Here is a 17,232-nt window from a genome sequence, read left to right on the forward strand (position 1 = left end):
ATGATACATCAATCACTAAAATAGTGATATGTAATCATAAATAAATGGTTGTCAGTATCTTGTTAAAAAATCAAAAGAAAATATATAAAAGAAAATGGTCGGAAGAAATTTCTTCCGACCATGACTACATTTGAGCCCTCTTTTTTTATTTTTGTACCGCTAAATAGAAAATACATGGAACATCAGGAGGATGAACAACAGCAGCTCAACATAGAACTGACTGAAGAAATGGCTGAAGGTCAATACGCTAATCTCGCTATCATTACGCATTCCAACGCCGAATTCGTGGTAGATTTTGTTAATGTGATGCCAGGACTGCCAAAAGCAAAAGTAAAATCCCGCATTATACTGACTCCCCAGCATGCCAAGCGTTTCATGAAGGCGATGGTGGATAATATCAAGAAATACGAATCTGTTCACGGTACCATTCAGGATCAGGAACCCGTTTCCCTCCCCATGAATTTTGGCGGCCCAACTGCACAGGCTTAATTCGTTTTTTAGTAGTATTTCAGATTTTTCTCATGGAAGAAGTTTTTTCATACCATCACCTGCGGGAATTCACCCATGAAGTGTTTATCCACATGGGATGCTCCGTTGAACATGCAGCGCTGGCCAGCGAAGTGCTGGTATCGGCTGATCTCAGAGGGATAGATTCACACGGTGTAGCCCGGTTATCCGGCTATGTTCGCCTTTGGGAAGCAGGTCGCATCAATGCTAAGCCTAATGTCCGCATCGTTCACGAAACTCCCAGTACCGCTGTGGTAGACGGTGATGCTGGTCTGGGCCTCGTAGTAGCACCTTTTGCCATGCAGGTGGCCATCGAAAAAGCCGCAGTTGCAGGCACCGGATGGGTAAGTGTTAAAAATTCCAATCACTTCGGTATCGCAGGTTACCACGCTATGAAAGCACTGGACCGCGATATGATTGGTATGGCTATGACCAATGCCAGTCCCCTGGTAGCACCTACGTTTTCAAAAGAGCGTATGTTGGGTACCAATCCGATTGCAGTAGCCATTCCCGCAAAAGAACAACCTCCTTTTGTAGCCGATTTTGCCACTACCACTGCCGCCAACGGTAAGCTCGAAATTCTTCAAAGGAAGAATGAAGACGCGCCATACGGCTGGATTCAGGATAAAGATGGGCACCCAAGCACGAACCCGCACGAACTTAAAAGTGGTGGTGCGCTGCTGCCGCTTGGTGGCGACCGTGATCACGGAAGTCATAAAGGGTATTGTTTGGGAGCAATTGTTGACATATTTTCGGCCGTGCTTTCAGGCGCCAATTATGGTCCCTGGGCACCACCTTTCGTGAGCTTCCTGCCGCTGGCGCCAGATCCGGTAGGGGAGGGACTCGGTCATTTCTTCGGCGCAATGCGTGTAGACGCCTTCCGCCCGGCTGATGAGTTCAAAGCCCATATGGACACATGGATTGGCAGATTCCGCTCCGCCACTCCTGTGGAAGGTAAAGAAGTCCTGATCCCCGGCGATCCTGAAAGGGAAATGCAGGAACACCGCCTCCATAACGGAATTCCCGTGCTGGCGCCTGTTGTAAAGGATTTAAGAGAAGTGGCTGCAAAGTTTAATTTGAATTTTTAAAATAATCTCATCAATCATATACAATTATTATTCAGATGAAAGTGTTAAAATTTGGTGGAACCTCCGTGGGAAAACCAGAGCGCATGCATTCGATAGCCCAACTGGTAACCGCCGAAGGCGGCCAGAAAATTGTGGTGCTGTCTGCACTGTCAGGTACAACTAACGCCCTCGTGGAAATTGGTCAGTCACTGTCAGAAGGAAAGAAGGAACAGGCTAAACAGCTCATCGATAAGCTGGAAGCACACTACCGCTCTTTCTGTGATGAGCTGGTCAAGACCGACGACGGCCGTGCTGCCGCAAAGGCTATCGTGGATGAACACTTCGAATTTCTGAATATCATCCTTAAGATATCTTTCAATGAAGCATTGAACAAAGATATCCTGGCACAAGGAGAATTACTCTCCACTAAACTGTTCTACGCTTACCTTGCAGAAGCAGGTATTTCCGCAGCACTGTTGCCAGCACTGGATTTCATGAGCATCGACGAGTTCGAAGAGCCCGAAATTCCTAAAATCAAAACCAAGCTCACTACCCTGATCGATCAGCATAAAAATGTGGAGCTCTTTATCACCCAGGGTTATATCTGCCGCAACGCCAAAGGTGAAGTGGATAACCTGAAACGCGGTGGTTCCGACTACTCTGCATCCCTGATTGGTGCTGCTATCCAGGCGCAGGAAGTGCAGATCTGGACAGATATCGACGGTATGCATAACAATGATCCCCGTGTTGTGAAGAAAACTTTCCCGATCGAACAGCTCTCCTTTGATGAGGCTGCCGAGCTGGCTTACTTCGGCGCTAAGATCCTGCACCCGGCATCTATCTGGCCTGCACAGCATTTCAACATTCCGGTGAAATTGCTCAATACCATGCAGCCTGATGCAAGAGGCACTATCATCACCGAGCTGCCTAATGGCAATGGCGTAAAAGCTATCGCTGCAAAAGATGGCATCATCGCGATTAAAATCAAATCCAGCCGTATGCTGCTGGCTTATGGTTTCCTGCGTAAAATCTTCGAAGTATTCGAAAAATACCGCACACCAATCGATATGATCACTACTTCCGAAGTTGCGGTGTCACTCACTATCGATAATCCGCAACACCTGGATCTGATCCTGAAAGAACTGCAGCCGTTTGGTTCTGTAGAACTGGACTATCAGCAGGCCATCGTTTCCATCGTAGGTAACGAAGTAGCGGCTACGCCTTCTATCATTACCAAGCTGTTTGCTTCCCTGGAAGAAGTGCCGCTGCGCATGATTTCCTACGGTGGTAGCCGTCATAATATTTCAATTCTGGTAAATGCACAGCTGAAAGAAAAGACGCTGCAGCTGCTGAATAAAGGATTATTCGGACTGGAATAGCCAAAGATAATATCGCGCAAGGCGCGAATCTTTTTCAGCCGACACCATTGGTGTCGGCTGATTTATTTTAGGACCTGCCCAGGCGTTGGTCAAATTGAAAGGGTTGTGTTTTTCTGACGAGGATTTCCGCGGCTTCCGGGTGTTCCGGGTTGATCAGGTAATTATATTCGTCAGCAATAATAACGGAAGGAATTTTCAGCACCGGATATTTTGCTGTTTCTATCCATTCATCTCCGATACATTGCAGCTCTGGCAATGGTGCCAGCGACTGCCAGTTGGCCGGTAAGTCTTCCGGAGTAAGTACTTTGATGCCGATGTTATCCGGGATGTGGATAGCGGCAATGCAAAAGTCCTGTATAATATTTTTCAGTGGTATGTGTACCAATACCTCCAGGGCAGCCAGTGCCCGGGAGCCTGCCGTATACACGATGGAATGGCCTTTGCTGTTCCAGCGGCCGCCATACAGGCGCGCACCGGTTCCGCTCAGGTCATTGATGTAAGCACACTTACTGATCCTGTAAACGTCCATGAGAGAAAAGTTAAAAGCTATGCAAACAAGCCATGTTCAATACGGCCCAGTTCATCCTGTATGAGCTGAAATCCGAAAGTGGTGTCTAATAGCGAAATAGGGAGTTGATAGTTGAAGGATGGCAGCGGCGTGCGCATCCATTCCTTGAAGTTTTCGAGGTCGCCGAATACTTCGGCCCCTCTCTGGTAAAGCGCAGAGAGCATAATCGCCCGCTCGCTTGTGTCCAGCGATAGTTTGGCGTCGTCCGCATAGCGCTGCAACGTGCGTTCTGATATATGTACCACCTGCGCAAGTTCCGTTAATGAAAAAGATATCTGCCTGCTTAAGTTAAGCAGTGCCCTTTTAATAATGCCACTTCTGGACAACGCGATGAAATCAAAATATCCGGTTCCCACATGCTCCGCCTGAATCAACAGCGCATTTTCCTGTGCCTGGTAGCCTTTAAAATTTTGCATATTCCGACATTTGTCACAAAAATAGGGATTTTTGTCGTAATCATTGAGTTTTATCCTCAAAATAGCCGATTTTCCGCATCTGGCTGATTTCCAATGTAATAACGCCATATTCTGAAATCACGCGACCCTGCAGTTGGTAAAATCCACCTTTTTGAAACGGATATTGGCGCAAGCTGTCCGGAAAATGGACGGTATCCAAAAACTGATCTTCTGCATCCAGAAAAGTACCGAAACACATGGGCTCACCCTTAGACGTCCTTAGCATCTTCATAGTCACATAATAACCCAGTGCTATAATTTCTTTCCCGATATATTGCCGGAAATCGCGGGAAAGTATGTAGGCGGACTGATTATGTTGCAGAATACTGAAGGGCGATTGCAGCGGAAACCCCAGCAGGTCTATCTCATCGAAGGCATCCTCATGGGAATGGTAACTGAGTTGCGGTAAGGTACAGTCTACCGGTGCAGGTTTAAATAACGGGAGATGGTGGATCTGTTTCACTTCGCGCCCGCGTACCAGTAAGCTGCCTTTCCACAGCAGTTCTTTTTTCGTATAGCCGGTGAAGTTAAAACAGCCAATTCGGATCAGGATCTCCAGTTGTTCCGGCCCCGGCGCGATCCGTTGCACAAAATCTTCCAGGTGAAGGTAGGGGCCGTACTGCTCCCTTTCTGTGAAGATGCGCGTTGCCAGCGCCTGTTCCAGTCCCTCGATGTGAATAAAGCCAACATATACCTCCCTGCCTTTGATATTAGTCACATAATCACTATGATTTACACAGGGAGCGTGTAGTTGCACGCCCGTTTGCTTCAGCTGGTTGAAATACAGTTCCCTGCTGTAAAAGCCGCCGAAGTTATTGATCACAGCCACCATGAATTCTGCCGGATAGTACGTTTTCAGATACAGGCTCTGATAACTTTCCACGGCAAAGCTGGCGGAGTGGGCTTTTGAAAAGGAGAAGTTGGCAAAGCTGGCAATCTGCCGCCATACTTCCTCGCTTACGTGGCGGGGATGCCCTTTGGCATCACAGTTACGGAAAAACCGCAGCTGTATCTGTTCCAGGTCTTTCAATCCTCTGTATTTCCCTGCCATAGCTCTGCGCAACCGGTCTGCATCTGCCAGTTCCATATCTGCAAACTTATGGGCTACCTTAATTACATCTTCCTGGTATACCATGATGCCGAAAGTTTCTTTCAGCAATTCTTCAATTATTGGATGGAGGTATTGTACGCTCCCGGGGTTATTGTACCGTTCAATATATTGCTTCATCATGCCGGATTGCGCCACCCCGGGTCGTATGATAGAGCTGGCCGCTACCAGCGACAGGTAATTATCACAGCGCAGTTTGGTGAGCAGTTGCCGCATGGCGGGCGATTCTATATAAAAGCAGCCAATAGTATTCACATTCCGCAGGTTGTGTTTCACCTGTTCATCTTTCATGAAAGCCTGTACCTGGTGGATGTCTATGTCAATACCGTGGTTTTGTTTTATCAGATCTATGGCGTCGCGGATATGTCCCAGCCCACGCTGACTAAGAATATCGAACTTATACAGTCCTATGGCTTCGGCCTGGAACATATCCATTTGCGCCGTGCTGAAGCCTTTCGGCGGAAAATAGGTGGTACAGTAGTGGTGTATGGGCGCATCGCTGATCAGTATGCCACCGGCATGAATGCTGAGGTGGTTGGGAAAGGATTTTTCCTGGTTGTCCATCAGCTGGCAAAAGTGCAGGATTTTCCGCTGTATGCTGTCTTCATTCAGTTGTATACTCAGGCCCCCGGTGAGAATCCGGTCTATCTCTTTTTTAGGCAGCCCGTATGCTTTGCCCAGTTCACGTACAATCGCATGTGTCTGAAACGTGGTTACGGTACCGAGTAATGCAGTATGTTCCGTCCCGTATTTTTTAAAAATATAATCGGTGATCGTATCTCTGTCTTTCCAGGAGAAGTCGATGTCAAAGTCAGGAGGGGAGCTGCGGTACAGGTTCAGGAACCGTTCAAAATAGAGATCCAGCTCTATAGGATCAACGTCTGTAATGCGCAGGCAGTACGCGACTATAGAGTTGGCGCCACTACCTCTTCCTACATAAAAAAATCCTCTTTCCTGTGCAAAGCGTATGATGTCCCAGGTAATCAGGAAGTAGGATTCAAAATTCAGCTTGGCAATAATATCCAGTTCTTTCTCAATTCTTTCACGAGCCTGCTCCATCTCTTCCGCTGCACTATAACGATGTGCCATTCCTTTGAAGGCCAGCTCCCGCAATAGTTGCCGATCTTCTTCCATGCTGCCGGTAAATATTTTTTTATTTCGGGGGATGTTCATTTTCATCTCCACTTCGCAGGCATCGAGCAGGGCAAGGGTGTTCTCCACAATATGCGGGTACTGTTCAAAGTACGACACAAGATCGGCCGGGTGAATGAACATTTCATCCGGTCCGGCAATAGTATCGGATGATAGTTGCGATATGAGGATGTTCTGGTCAATTGCCCGGAGCACCTGGTGCAGTTCATAATGCAGTTCATCCTGATAGGTCACGGGCTGCATGATTACCAGTTTTTTCCGGATGGCGAAGGTGTCTGTTCTGAACAATTTATTGATATCGCGCACACTTACACCGAGTAGTTCATTTTCCTGTAATGCAAGCGGGTCCTGTGTTCCCCAGGGGTAGATCACATAGGTATCCGGCAGTTGCGGTGCTCTTTTCGGAAAGGGTTCATCGGTATGTAGTTTATGTGAAAGAAATTTATTGATATGGTACCATCCCTGCTGATTCTTTGCCAGCAGCAGGTAGCAGCGGGTATGATCGTTTCTGCATTCTATTCCCAATACTGGTTTGATATCATGTTTCTGGCATTCGGTTACGAAGGTCCACGCATCGGAAGTGATGTTGATATTAGTAAGCGCCAGTGTGGTGATGCCCAGCTGTTTTGCCTGCTCCACCAATGTTTCCACGTGCATGGTGCCGTATCGTAAGCTAAAAAATGTTTTACAGTTCAGGTACATGTTTGACTTTTTGTGGTGCTCCGTCCTCCGTCTTCAGCGCACAATGCACGGCTCTCCACCCGCACCTCCACCCTGGCCCTTAAAATTCTGGGGTCCGGATTCTTTGTATAAAAAATACCAGCCCCCGAGGCGCCTTTCTATTTTCTTAGTCGCCTGAGCAATGGATGAAAAGCCGTGCTACACTTTGAAATACGGCGTGATTTCTTTCTTACTGCGCAAATGTTTTTTCTCTGGAGGTACTACATTGGTTCCTTTCATCAGGAATTCCCATCCGAACCTGTTTTTAATTTGATCTATTGCCTGGTAGAGCGCAATCATTTCCTGACTGTCGTCGAACAGGCTGATCTGATAATTTCCCTGTACCAGGTGGCTGAACCTTACGCCGATGAGGCGTACCAGCAGCCGGCGATCGTAGAGTTTTTTAAAAAGCTCTTTTACTTTTTCCAGCAGTACATGATCGCTGCAGCAGTAGGGGATACTCATTTGTTTGGTAACAGTTTCGAAGTCCGAGTACCTGATTTTTACCGTGATACAGCCGGTCAGTTTATTTTGCTGCCGCAGTTCAAAGGCAATTTTTTCTGTCATGCGTACCAGTTCAGCATGCATGAATTCCATATCGATGGTATCTGCGGGAAAAGTATTTTCCGTTGAAATAGATTTTTGTTCATAGTAGGGAATCACGGGCGTTTCATCTATTCCATTGGCTTTTTTCCATAGGGAGATGCCATGCTTTCCCATCCACGCTTCCAGCAGAGATACCGGTACTTCACTGAGCGTTTTCACTGTTTCTACTCCGCGCCGGCGCAGTTGTGCCGCGGTTTCTTTTCCTACCATGGGAATTTTTTCAATCTTTAGCGGAGCCAGAAATGATTTTTCCTCTCCGAACAGAATCTCCAGTTGCCCATTAGGTTTAGCCTCATCGGTGGCTACTTTGGAAACCAGTTTATTGGAGGCCAGTCCAAAGGAGATGGGGAGCCCCGATTCTTTCATAATTGTCTTTCTCAGTTCACTTGTCCATTTCAGGGAACCAAAAAATTTATCCATTCCACTGATATCTATATAAAATTCATCAATGGATGACTTTTCATAGAGCGGGGCTTTATCGGCAATAATTTCAGTGACTTCCCGGGATTTATTGCTGTATGCTTCCATATCCCCGCTGCGTACGATGGCGTGCGGACATAGGCGCAGGGCTGTTTTCATGGGCATGGCGGAGTGGATGCCATAGCGTCTGGCTTCGTAGCTGCAGGCGGACACCACAGCACGGTCGCTGCTGCCGCCTACCAGTAGTGGCTTTCCGAGCAGGCTGCTGTCTTGCTGACATTCTACTGAAACAAAGAAGCAGTCAAGGTCGAGATGCGCAATAGCGCGTTGTTGCAACGATAGCATAACTCAAAGTTTTGAATTGATAGTTTTCGTTTTTGCAAGCAGAAGGTAGTGGTTAACGCCCGCTATAGATGCGGAATTCAAAGGTACTAATATTTTTAGTTTTACTAAAATAATTAGTAAAATAATCAGAGGCTAAATAGATTTCGTAATTTTGCAACATATCGGGTATACAATCTGTAATATGTCAGGCATATACAGTTTACGGAAAGCATTGCTATCCCAGCCGTTATATACAATCTGTCATATGTCAGGTATATGAGAATGAGATAAAAGGAAATTGTGAATATTCATCCTTTAAAGCAAGTTCCAATGACAAAAACGGATTATCGCAAAGAGCTCCTTCTCCTGGCCCTCCTCGTGGCCCCGCTCGTTTATCTGGGCCTTATCTGGCAGTCACTACCGGATGTTTTTCCTGCAGCACTAAACGATACGGTACAGCAACAGATTCAGACAAAAAGTGATTTCCTGCTGCTGATGATATTTGTATTTCTCACCAATGGTTTGTTGTATGCATTGTTTCGCTACCTGCCACGTACAGACGGGGATCAGGTGAGCGATCCGGGAGTTATGCACCAGGAGTATTACCGGGTGAGGTTTGTGATGCAGCTGGCACTCACTGCCATGAGTTGCCTGATTATTCTGATGGTCCAAACGGGGCATTATTATGCCATGGAGCGCTGGGCATTTATCGGAATAGGGTTGGTAATTACCGGTATAGGCCTGTATCTGCGGAATTTGCAACCCAATAATTATGTGGGTATTCGTACCCCATGGACGCTGCGTAGTGCGGAAATATGGAAGGAAACGCACCGGTTTGCCAGTATATTATGGACCGCTGCCGGTATCGTGTTTATTGCTGGCGCTTTCTTCATGTCACTCATTACGGGGATATTCGTTATATTTGCTGCATCAATGATACTACCGGTACTGCCATATATCTACTCTTTCAGGCAGTATAACCAGGATCAGGGCTAACGGTCATTGCACACAACACTGATTACAAAGTGGTCAATACATAAAAAAGAAATGGCGGCTTCTTGACAAGGCCGCCATTATTATTTTGGAGTAAATCTTCAACAATTAGATCCAGCCACGCTGGCCTTTTGTCATAATCATCGCCACCATAATAATGATGAGGATCATAGCAATGCTGTAGAAATTCAGCGCCAGCTTATGCTTTTTAACGGCATCGGTAGCTTTCTTTACCTTGGATTTACCAATGTGAACCAGTGCAATGGCTGCGATGGCCAGCGACTCATGTTCCACAGTGAATAAACGCAGTACCGAATCCTTCATAGCTGCTCCCATATCTGCACGGGCTGCACCTACCAGCGGACTGGTAAAGAAAAGAATGATACCTACCAGCAATTGAATATCACAGGCAATCATAAAGAAAAGACCTGCCTTATTATCTGCAGCGGTGAACGGAGTTTTGCCCGAAACACCTTTGTAAGCACGGATTACGGCCCAAATACCGGTGAGCAGTACCGCCCATCTCAAAATGGAATGTACAAGTAACATAATTAGTTAAATTGATTAATCCGGGCAAAAATAAGTCTTGCCCGCCAGATATATTTGGTAAATGATAAAAATATTTGCTAATTTTGTTAGCAAGGTACTAAATTATTTAGGTTATGTCCGTAGTATGCCAGAATTTGAAATATCTGCGTAAGCAAAAAGGCTGGACGCAGCAAGAATTTGCCGACAAGCTCGGTATCAAGCGTTCCCTGCTCGGCGCATATGAAGAAGAGCGTGCGGAACCAAGGACTGAAGTGCTGGAACAGGTAAGTGATATGTTCAGGGTATCCATTGATGATCTGCTGCGAAGAGATCTCAGCTCACAAAAAGACAGCTACCTGGAAAAACGCCGGCAACAAAAACTCGGCAGTAGCAGGCAGTCTATCACTTTTGTGCCTGTAAAAGCAGCCGCAGGTTATCTGGCAGGATACAACGATGAGGAATTTATCGAAGAACTGAACACCTTTACCCTGCCTATGCTGGGTGCAGGAGATTACCGCGCATTCGAAATCGCCGGGGATTCCATGCTGCCAGTATCATCCGGTTCTGTGATCGTTTGTCACAAGATCGACGGCTGGGAGGATATCAAAAACAACGAAACCTATGTGGTAGTCACTACCCGCGGTGGTATTGTGTTCAAAAGAATTCAAAAAAGCAACCGCGCAAAATCGAAGATTACCCTGGTGTCCGACAATCTGCAGTTCGAACCGTATGCCGTTGAAATGGAAGATGTACTGGAACTCTGGCAGTCAGATGCCGTTATCAGTAAATCCAGCCAGCAAAGCCGGTTGAGCGTTAACCACCTGGCCGATGTAGCCACACAGCTGCAAAGCCTCCAGGATCAGGTAAGCCTGCTCAAAAAGAAAATTAAAGACTAGTAGCGGCAGCCCCAAAAGGCTGTGCTGTTGCTGAAGGGAGAGCACGGTGATCAATCGCTGCTAAGGCGGCTCGTTTCCACCATTCACCCAACAGAACAATCGCATTCTTACAATAGTACTGCGGGAACTATCCCCGCAGTCTTTATCTGCAGGAATGGTCTGGTTCCCCTATTGCCAGCTCATTCCCGCTTCCTTGTTTCCGGATTTTTCCTACGTTTCCGAGAACAACACCCCACAGTATGCCGGTTGCCAGATGATCAGGGTAGTTAGCAGTTAGTACCGTGACCATGCGGTAACCGCAGCTGAAGGGGATAAACAGGCCAAATTACTGTATCGTATTTACGGTTTTACACCATGAAACAGGCCTCAAAGAAGGAACACCACCATCCCCATCATACTGATCCAATAATATTAGTCCTGAAAAGTCTGTGCCGGCAGGCCTACGTTACTACCCCATGGGTAGCAACATTAATACGTAAGCCACCCGCTCAACAAAAACAGTAAAGATTCCCGCGGTGTGCACCTGCCTGGTGATACACAAAGGCACATGGCCATGCAACGCAGCCCTGAGCTTTTGTGTACCGCGGTTCTTTCACCCCATTCTTTGGTCATTCGCATGAAAAACCTTAATTTGAAAGACAATTTTCGAACTGATCACCCAAATTGTCTGCCCATGAGGTTCCATGTATCGCTGGCCGAAGCATTGCAACAACTGCAGAAAAGTGAAGACGACTTCGCCGTTCTATTCGAACACGGCAGCATGAGAGGGATTATTTTCAGACCGGAAGACCTCGATGACCAGGAACCCCATACCCAGGATGAAATATATATAGTCCTGAAAGGCAGCAGCGATTTTACCCTCGAAGAAAAAACAATAAAGGCAGGGCCGGGCGATTTCCTCTTCGTGCCCGCCGGTGCTGAGCATAAATTCACTAACTTTACGCCCGATTTGCTCCTCTGGGTCATTTTCTACGGTGAAGAAGGGGGGGAGGAAGACTAAAGGAGAAAAAAAACTATCCTTTTTGTTTTTTCTGAATTTTATTTTATCTTTGCGTTCCTAAAAATAAGAGGCAAAATTATGTTGATAATTGATTCTAAAGATTGCGAAAACATAGACAAGGCGCTGAAAAAGTATAAGAAGAAATTTGAGAAAGCCCGCATCCTGCTGCAACTCAGATCACGCCAGTCTTTTACCAAACCTTCTGTTAAACGTCGTACTGAAGTACTGAAAGCCGTTTACAAACAACAGTTGGCTTCTGGTAAAATCGAAGGATAATATCCTTTGCTAATTAGCTTATAGCAACTCAAAATATTTGATGATTGTAAGGTTATTTGATAACTTTACAATCATCAATCTTTTTGTGTTGAATCAAGAGCTATACTCATTATCCGAGCGTTTTATCTCCTATCTGGAGCTCGAAAAACGATACTCAGGTCATACCAGCACTGCCTATCGTAATGACCTGACCCAGTTCCTGGACCATATTACTACCAGTTACGGCCGCACCCTGCTTGGCGACATCTCTCATGTCATGATACGTGACTGGCTGGCATCCCTGATGGAGAATGCCATGACAGCCAAAAGCGTCAATAGGAAAATATCCACACTCAAATCTTTTTTTAAATATTGTCTGCAACAGGCATTGCTTACCCAATCGCCTATGGTGAAGGTAATAGCCCCTAAAATCAAGAAACGCCTGCCAGGCTTTATTGATGAAAAAGGTATGCGCGCCCTGGAAGAAAATGTAAGCCCGGTGTCCACCACCGCCGTACAAATCTTTTCCGCCGACTTCGAAGGGCAAACGCACCGGTTGATATTTGAGGTGTTTTACCAGGCCGGGCTACGTCTCTCTGAACTAATATCTCTGGAAGAATTTAAAATAGATAAAGGAAACCTGACAATTAAAGTAATGGGAAAAGGGGGAAAGGAGAGAATCATACCTATCTCCGCTTCGCTGGCTGCGCAGATTCAGCAGTATCAGGCTGAAAAGCGTGCCCATCTGGAAGGATTCGAGGAGAGAGTTTTATTCGTACATCCTCACACCGGCCGGAAGCTGTATCCCAAATACGTTTACCTGATGGTGCGTAAATACCTCACCGAACACCAGATCACCACACTCAAGAAGAAAAGTCCGCATATACTCCGCCATACGTTCGCCACGCATCTTACCAATAACGGTGCAGATCTGAATGCAGTGAAAGAGCTCTTAGGCCATGCCTCGCTTGCCGCTACACAGGTGTATACCCATAATACCATTGAGAAGCTGAAAAAGGTGTACCAGCAGGCGCATCCCAAAGCGTAAAGGCACCTCTCTGACCCAAATGAACAGGTGCTGCCTCCTGTAAGGAGCAAAACCTCCACCATGCATCATGGTGGATATAATCCGAATGGGGCAGGCTTTATCCCAAAACATCATCCAATACACACTATGGTATATACTATCCGAACAGGGAGCAGGGTGTTGACTTGCCTTCATCCTGATTTTCATTGCTGGCGAAGCCGGCAATGAAAATCAGGAAAACTCATTACACAAACTGCAAACAAACCGGCATAGGAAGTTGCTTTATGCAGCGCGCATCACTATAAATTTCATTTTAACAAAATATTACGCGGTACATACGCAGTGAATAGATAAAGTAAGTATATTAGAGTAAGTAGAACTTCATACTGAAAGAGAATGCCTATGGCCAAGCATTACCCCTTAGTATATAGATTGTTAAATATTTAAAAAATTAGTGCTATGAACGTTCAAATTCAAACAGTGCATTTCGATGCTGATTCAAAACTGATTGATCATGTGACCAGAAAAATTCAGAAATTGAATACGTTTCATGATCGGATAGTAAGCGTGGATGTTTTTCTTAAATTGGACAATTTAGCGCATCAGATTAAGGACAAGATAGCGGAGATTAGGGTACGAATACCGCGACAGGACTTATTTGTAAAGCACGAATCTAAATCCTTTGAACTCTCATTTGACATGGCCTTCGATAGCCTGATTGAGCAGGTAAAACGTAAGAAGGAGAAAAAAATTCAATAATTTTTTCGAATAATTTTGGAAATATCAATTCCTTTGCTACCTTTGCCATCCCGATTCGAAAAGGGGTCGGTAAAAGGTAGCAAAGTTCTTTATAGTAGGGCGTTTTAGCGGAAACAAATAAATTTTTCATTATTTGTAAGAAACTAAAAAAAAGATTTGGAGAAATGAAAAATTCACTTAATTTTGCGCTCTCTTTCAACGAGTTACTTACTCAGAAGAACGGGTTACCAAATTGAAAGAATGTTTTTTGAAAGATGCCAGCATAGCTCAGTTGGCCAGAGCTACTGATTTGTAATCAGTGGGTCGGGGGTTCGAATCCCTCTGCTGGCTCATCGTTTTGATTAAGTTATCCGGTTTACTAACGGTAACCGGATAACGAAAATCACGAACAAAAATTAAGTTAGGGCAGGTTCCAGAGCGGCCAAATGGGGCGGACTGTAAATCCGCTGTCTACGACTTCATAGGTTCGAATCCTATCCTGCCCACAGATCGGCGTGTTCCGCCTTTGCCTTTGCAGAGGCGGAACATAGTTGTGAAATGGAAGGTGAGTAATTCAGAAGAAGTACAACGCCTGTGAGACAACAGCCTTTATGTTCTTTAATTTACTTTATGATTCATTAACAGGAATAATGTAACTGTTATTTCGGTGAAATGAGTTATTAATGCGGGAGTAGCTCAGTTGGTAGAGCGACAGCCTTCCAAGCTGTAGGTCGCGGGTTCGAACCTCGTCTCCCGCTCGCATTAATTTGCAATTTTTCAAGCTGTTGTAGCTCAGGGGTAGAGCACTTCCTTGGTAAGGAAGAGGTCGAGAGTTCAATTCTCTTCAACAGCTCAGAATTTTTTTGAAGAATAGTTGTAGTGAGTAGTTAAGTCGCATCAACAACTCCATAAAATTCGAATTTCGGGATTCGAATTTCCAATTCCCTCTCCGAAATTAAACTTAGCGTTGTAGCTCAATGGAAGAGCGTCCACTGAAACATTTCTGCGGAAGGACATGAGTTCAATTCTCATCAGCGGTACAAGTTTGTAAATCGTGTTTTAAACAACTATCAATACAATCTTTACAAACCATCTAAAAAGAAAATACAATGGCAAAAGAAACCTTTAAGCGGGATAAACCCCACGTAAACATTGGTACCATCGGCCACGTGGACCACGGTAAAACTACCTTGACTGCTGCCATTACCACAATTTTGGCAAACAAGGGTCTGGCAGAGAAGAGAGGTTATGATGAGATCGATGCTGCTCCTGAAGAAAAAGAAAGAGGTATCACTATCAATACAGCTCACGTAGAGTATCAGACTGCAAACCGTCACTATGCTCACGTTGACTGCCCTGGTCACGCTGACTATGTGAAAAATATGATCACTGGTGCTGCTCAGATGGACGGTGCTATCCTCGTGGTAGCCGCTACTGACGGTCCTATGCCACAAACTCGTGAGCACATCCTCCTGGCTCGTCAGGTAGGTGTTCCTCAGGTAGTTGTTTTCATGAACAAAGTTGACCTGGTTGACGATGCTGAACTGCTTGAACTGGTTGAAATCGAAGTACGCGATCTGCTGTCTTCTAACGGTTTCGACGGTGATAACGCTCCAGTAATCAAAGGTTCTGCAACCGGCGCTCTGGCTGGCGAAGAAAAATGGGTTGCTGCTATCGACGAACTGATGGAAGCTGTTGACTCTTACATTCCTCTGCCTCCACGTCCAGTTGATCAACCATTCCTGATGTCTGTAGAGGACGTATTCTCTATCACAGGTCGTGGTACTGTAGCAACTGGTCGTATCGAACGCGGTCGCATCAAAGTTGGTGAGAACGTTGAGATCGTAGGTCTGCAGGAAGAGTCTCTGAAATCTACTTGTACTGGTGTTGAGATGTTCAAAAAATTACTGGACGAAGGTGAAGCTGGTGACAACGCTGGTCTGCTCCTCCGCGGTATTGAGAAAACTCAGATCCGTCGTGGTATGGTTATCGTGGCTCCAGGTTCTATCAAACCTCACTCCGAATTCAAATGCGAAGTATACGTACTGAGCAAAGAAGAAGGTGGTCGTCACACTCCATTCTTCAACAAATACCGTCCTCAGTTCTACTTCCGTACTACTGACGTGACTGGTGAAGTTGAACTGCCAGCTGGCGTTGAAATGGTTATGCCTGGTGATAACGTGTCTCTGACCGTTAAACTGATCCAACCAATTGCAATGGATAAAGGTCTGAAATTCGCTATCCGCGAAGGTGGACGTACAGTAGGTGCTGGTCAGGTAACTGAAATCCTGAAATAAGGTATCTATATTAAGGTATCTATATTGTGAAGAAATTCATAATATCTCAATAAAACTGTTAGCTTTGACTATCTTAGTCTTAAGCTCTGAAAAATCAAAGCTAACAGTTCATACACGGGCATGGTGCAACGGTAGCATACGGGTCTCCAAAACCTTTGATCTGGGTTCGAATCCTAGTGCCCGTGCAAGGTTATAAATATTATAAACTGGTTGAATTGTTGTTATTTTAAAAAAATAAAGCAATTCAACCTTTTTAGGCTTTATCCAATTTGACCAAAAATGTATTTTAAATGAATAAGATCAGAAACTATTTCCGCGAGTCTTATCATGAACTGGTTTACAAAGTATCCTGGCCTACCTGGCAGGAACTGCAGTCCTCTACCATGGTAGTACTGATTGCAACCCTCTTTGTTACAGCTCTGGTATGGGGCATGGATGCAGCCTCTAACTTCGTGTTAACTCACTATTATCAATTATTCAAACACTAAGCATGATGGACGCAACCAATACTCCTGCGCAGGAAACAAAGTGGTACGTGCTCCGCGTTGTTAGTGGCAAGGAAAAAAAAGTGAAGGAATACCTGGATATTGAAGTGCGCCGCTCCGATTGGGGTAACGTTATCACTCAGGTCTTCCTGCCAGTGGAAAAAGTATATAAAGTGCAAGCCGGTAAAAAAGTTATGCGCGAAAAAAACTTCTACCCTGGTTACGTGATGATAGAAGCCATCGACGGTAAAATGACCGATGAAGTAATCCAATCCATACGCAATGTATCTGGTGTAATCCACTTCCTCGGTAAAGAAAAACCTATCGCACTCCGTAAAGCAGAAGTAAACAAAATGTTAGGTAAAGTGGATGAACTCTCCGATCAGGGACTCACCATGAGCGAACCTTTCATCGTCGGCGAAACCATCAAAATTATCGATGGACCTTTCAACGACTTCAACGGCGTCATCGAAGAAGTAATCGAAGACAAAAAGAAACTCAAAGTGACCGTGAAAATCTTTGGTCGCGCTACTCCGGTAGAACTCAATTTCATGCAGGTAGAAAAACTTTCCTAAGCAACTTCTCCCGCATTATCATATTACACAACGTTCCGGTATCTCACCGGAACGTTGTCGTTTTATCCCCTGCCATTACTGCTGATTCTCTTGCTACATCGATCCTTAGGTAATCCCCCACAAAAACTTACC

At 45.4% G+C, this 17,232-nt stretch carries 17 protein-coding genes and 6 tRNA genes; 18 read left to right on the forward strand and 5 right to left on the reverse strand.

Translation table 11 applies throughout. The features are described 5' to 3' along the window. Positions 1 to 174 precede the first annotated feature (174 nt). Genes KW844_RS16830 through KW844_RS16840 form a run of 3 tightly spaced genes read left to right on the forward strand, consistent with a single transcriptional unit; the run spans position 175 to position 2,953 of the window. On the forward strand, positions 175 to 489 hold the full coding sequence (locus KW844_RS16830) for a DUF3467 domain-containing protein (RefSeq protein WP_218377953.1): 315 nt from the start codon (positions 175 to 177) through the stop codon (positions 487 to 489). Between the two features lie 32 nt (positions 490 to 521). Continuing rightward, positions 522 to 1,595, forward strand: a complete 1,074-nt coding sequence (locus KW844_RS16835) for an Ldh family oxidoreductase (protein ID WP_218377954.1) — start codon at positions 522 to 524, stop codon at positions 1,593 to 1,595. 35 nt (positions 1,596 to 1,630) lie between these two features. Beyond that, on the forward strand, positions 1,631 to 2,953 hold the full coding sequence (locus KW844_RS16840; protein WP_218377955.1) for an aspartate kinase: 1,323 nt from the start codon (positions 1,631 to 1,633) through the stop codon (positions 2,951 to 2,953). A 67-nt stretch (positions 2,954 to 3,020) separates the two neighbouring features. Here KW844_RS16840 and KW844_RS16845 read toward each other — a convergent pair whose 3' ends face one another. From KW844_RS16845 to dinB, 4 genes are all read right to left on the reverse strand, one after another. Further along, positions 3,021 to 3,482 carry an RES family NAD+ phosphorylase gene (locus tag KW844_RS16845; RefSeq protein ID WP_073083409.1) on the reverse strand — a complete coding sequence of 154 codons (462 nt, stop codon included), beginning with the start codon at positions 3,480 to 3,482 and terminating at the stop codon, positions 3,021 to 3,023. Between the two features lie 17 nt (positions 3,483 to 3,499). After that, positions 3,500 to 3,937 carry an antitoxin Xre/MbcA/ParS toxin-binding domain-containing protein gene (locus KW844_RS16850; protein ID WP_083550158.1) on the reverse strand — a complete coding sequence of 146 codons (438 nt, stop codon included), beginning with the start codon at positions 3,935 to 3,937 and terminating at the stop codon, positions 3,500 to 3,502. 40 nt (positions 3,938 to 3,977) lie between these two features. Beyond that, on the reverse strand, positions 3,978 to 6,938 hold the full coding sequence (locus tag KW844_RS16855; RefSeq protein WP_218377956.1) for a DNA polymerase III subunit alpha: 2,961 nt from the start codon (positions 6,936 to 6,938) through the stop codon (positions 3,978 to 3,980). 177 nt (positions 6,939 to 7,115) lie between these two features. Then, a complete protein-coding gene (gene dinB / locus KW844_RS16860; protein WP_218377957.1) occupies positions 7,116 to 8,327 on the reverse strand; it encodes a DNA polymerase IV in 1,212 nt (403 codons plus the stop codon). Between the two features lie 309 nt (positions 8,328 to 8,636). Between dinB and KW844_RS16865 the strand changes: the two genes are divergently transcribed. Then, positions 8,637 to 9,302 (forward strand): SdpI family protein, encoded by a 666-nt coding sequence (locus KW844_RS16865; protein ID WP_218377958.1) that lies wholly within the window; start codon positions 8,637 to 8,639, stop codon positions 9,300 to 9,302. A gap of 105 nt (positions 9,303 to 9,407) precedes the next feature. On the opposite strand, the gene KW844_RS16870 is transcribed toward KW844_RS16865, so the two are convergent. Further along, positions 9,408 to 9,848, reverse strand: a complete 441-nt coding sequence (locus tag KW844_RS16870; protein ID WP_073083419.1) for a hypothetical protein — start codon at positions 9,846 to 9,848, stop codon at positions 9,408 to 9,410. A 113-nt stretch (positions 9,849 to 9,961) separates the two neighbouring features. On the opposite strand from KW844_RS16870, the gene KW844_RS16875 reads away from it, so the two are divergent. The 14 genes from KW844_RS16875 (at position 9,962) to nusG (ending at position 17,100) form a co-directional block, all read left to right on the forward strand. Then, positions 9,962 to 10,723 (forward strand): LexA family transcriptional regulator, encoded by a 762-nt coding sequence (locus tag KW844_RS16875; protein WP_218377959.1) that lies wholly within the window; start codon positions 9,962 to 9,964, stop codon positions 10,721 to 10,723. Between the two features lie 673 nt (positions 10,724 to 11,396). Continuing rightward, positions 11,397 to 11,723 (forward strand): cupin domain-containing protein, encoded by a 327-nt coding sequence (locus KW844_RS16880; RefSeq protein ID WP_073083423.1) that lies wholly within the window; start codon positions 11,397 to 11,399, stop codon positions 11,721 to 11,723. Positions 11,724 to 11,801: 78 nt separating this feature from the next. Beyond that, the gene (rpsU, locus tag KW844_RS16885) at positions 11,802 to 11,999 is read left to right on the forward strand and encodes a 30S ribosomal protein S21 (protein ID WP_073083426.1); all 198 of its coding nucleotides are present in this window, start codon (positions 11,802 to 11,804) and stop codon (positions 11,997 to 11,999) included. 85 nt (positions 12,000 to 12,084) lie between these two features. Then, positions 12,085 to 13,026, forward strand: coding sequence for a tyrosine-type recombinase/integrase (locus KW844_RS16890; RefSeq protein WP_370626494.1), 942 nt, complete (start codon positions 12,085 to 12,087; stop codon positions 13,024 to 13,026). A 438-nt stretch (positions 13,027 to 13,464) separates the two neighbouring features. Further along, the gene (locus tag KW844_RS16895; protein WP_218377961.1) at positions 13,465 to 13,764 is read left to right on the forward strand and encodes an HPF/RaiA family ribosome-associated protein; all 300 of its coding nucleotides are present in this window, start codon (positions 13,465 to 13,467) and stop codon (positions 13,762 to 13,764) included. A 256-nt stretch (positions 13,765 to 14,020) separates the two neighbouring features. Continuing rightward, positions 14,021 to 14,094 (forward strand) — tRNA-Thr (locus KW844_RS16900). Positions 14,095 to 14,167: 73 nt separating this feature from the next. Next, a tRNA-Tyr gene (locus KW844_RS16905) sits at positions 14,168 to 14,249 on the forward strand. A gap of 179 nt (positions 14,250 to 14,428) precedes the next feature. Beyond that, positions 14,429 to 14,501: transfer RNA gene (locus KW844_RS16910), tRNA-Gly, on the forward strand. 23 nt (positions 14,502 to 14,524) lie between these two features. Beyond that, a tRNA-Thr gene (locus KW844_RS16915) sits at positions 14,525 to 14,596 on the forward strand. A gap of 110 nt (positions 14,597 to 14,706) precedes the next feature. Further along, positions 14,707 to 14,783 (forward strand) — tRNA-OTHER (locus KW844_RS16920). A 69-nt stretch (positions 14,784 to 14,852) separates the two neighbouring features. After that, positions 14,853 to 16,040 (forward strand): elongation factor Tu, encoded by a 1,188-nt coding sequence (tuf, locus tag KW844_RS16925; protein WP_218377962.1) that lies wholly within the window; start codon positions 14,853 to 14,855, stop codon positions 16,038 to 16,040. Between the two features lie 114 nt (positions 16,041 to 16,154). Then, positions 16,155 to 16,225, forward strand: a tRNA-Trp gene (locus KW844_RS16930). A 105-nt stretch (positions 16,226 to 16,330) separates the two neighbouring features. Beyond that, positions 16,331 to 16,528: a preprotein translocase subunit SecE gene (gene secE / locus KW844_RS16935; RefSeq protein WP_073083431.1), complete on the forward strand. Its 198-nt coding sequence runs from the start codon at positions 16,331 to 16,333 to the stop codon at positions 16,526 to 16,528. Positions 16,529 to 16,530: 2 nt separating this feature from the next. Then, entirely contained in the window at positions 16,531 to 17,100 is a 570-nt protein-coding gene (gene nusG / locus KW844_RS16940; RefSeq protein WP_218377963.1) for a transcription termination/antitermination protein NusG, read from the forward strand. Positions 17,101 to 17,232: the final 132 nt, after the last annotated feature.

Origin of the sequence: Chitinophaga sp. sic0106, assembly GCF_019219075.1 — a bacterium.
GTDB lineage: Bacteria > Bacteroidota > Bacteroidia > Chitinophagales > Chitinophagaceae > Chitinophaga.

What these genes read in the sequence shown, in the direction of transcription:
- nusG (WP_218377963.1), top strand. Translation starts at nt 16,531, where the DNA reads ATGATGGACGCAACCAATACTCCTGCGCAGGAAACAAAGTGGTACGTG.
- KW844_RS16830 (WP_218377953.1), top strand. Translation starts at nt 175, where the DNA reads ATGGAACATCAGGAGGATGAACAACAGCAGCTCAACATAGAACTGACT.
- rpsU (WP_073083426.1), top strand. Translation starts at nt 11,802, where the DNA reads ATGTTGATAATTGATTCTAAAGATTGCGAAAACATAGACAAGGCGCTG.
- KW844_RS16855 (WP_218377956.1), bottom strand. Translation starts at nt 6,938, where the DNA reads ATGTACCTGAACTGTAAAACATTTTTTAGCTTACGATACGGCACCATG.
- KW844_RS16835 (WP_218377954.1), top strand. Translation starts at nt 522, where the DNA reads ATGGAAGAAGTTTTTTCATACCATCACCTGCGGGAATTCACCCATGAA.
- KW844_RS16845 (WP_073083409.1), bottom strand. Translation starts at nt 3,482, where the DNA reads ATGGACGTTTACAGGATCAGTAAGTGTGCTTACATCAATGACCTGAGC.
- dinB (WP_218377957.1), bottom strand. Translation starts at nt 8,327, where the DNA reads ATGCTATCGTTGCAACAACGCGCTATTGCGCATCTCGACCTTGACTGC.
- secE (WP_073083431.1), top strand. Translation starts at nt 16,331, where the DNA reads ATGAATAAGATCAGAAACTATTTCCGCGAGTCTTATCATGAACTGGTT.
- KW844_RS16850 (WP_083550158.1), bottom strand. Translation starts at nt 3,937, where the DNA reads ATGCAAAATTTTAAAGGCTACCAGGCACAGGAAAATGCGCTGTTGATT.
- KW844_RS16880 (WP_073083423.1), top strand. Translation starts at nt 11,397, where the DNA reads ATGAGGTTCCATGTATCGCTGGCCGAAGCATTGCAACAACTGCAGAAA.
- KW844_RS16840 (WP_218377955.1), top strand. Translation starts at nt 1,631, where the DNA reads ATGAAAGTGTTAAAATTTGGTGGAACCTCCGTGGGAAAACCAGAGCGC.
- KW844_RS16895 (WP_218377961.1), top strand. Translation starts at nt 13,465, where the DNA reads ATGAACGTTCAAATTCAAACAGTGCATTTCGATGCTGATTCAAAACTG.
- KW844_RS16865 (WP_218377958.1), top strand. Translation starts at nt 8,637, where the DNA reads ATGACAAAAACGGATTATCGCAAAGAGCTCCTTCTCCTGGCCCTCCTC.
- KW844_RS16875 (WP_218377959.1), top strand. Translation starts at nt 9,962, where the DNA reads ATGTCCGTAGTATGCCAGAATTTGAAATATCTGCGTAAGCAAAAAGGC.
- tuf (WP_218377962.1), top strand. Translation starts at nt 14,853, where the DNA reads ATGGCAAAAGAAACCTTTAAGCGGGATAAACCCCACGTAAACATTGGT.
- KW844_RS16870 (WP_073083419.1), bottom strand. Translation starts at nt 9,848, where the DNA reads ATGTTACTTGTACATTCCATTTTGAGATGGGCGGTACTGCTCACCGGT.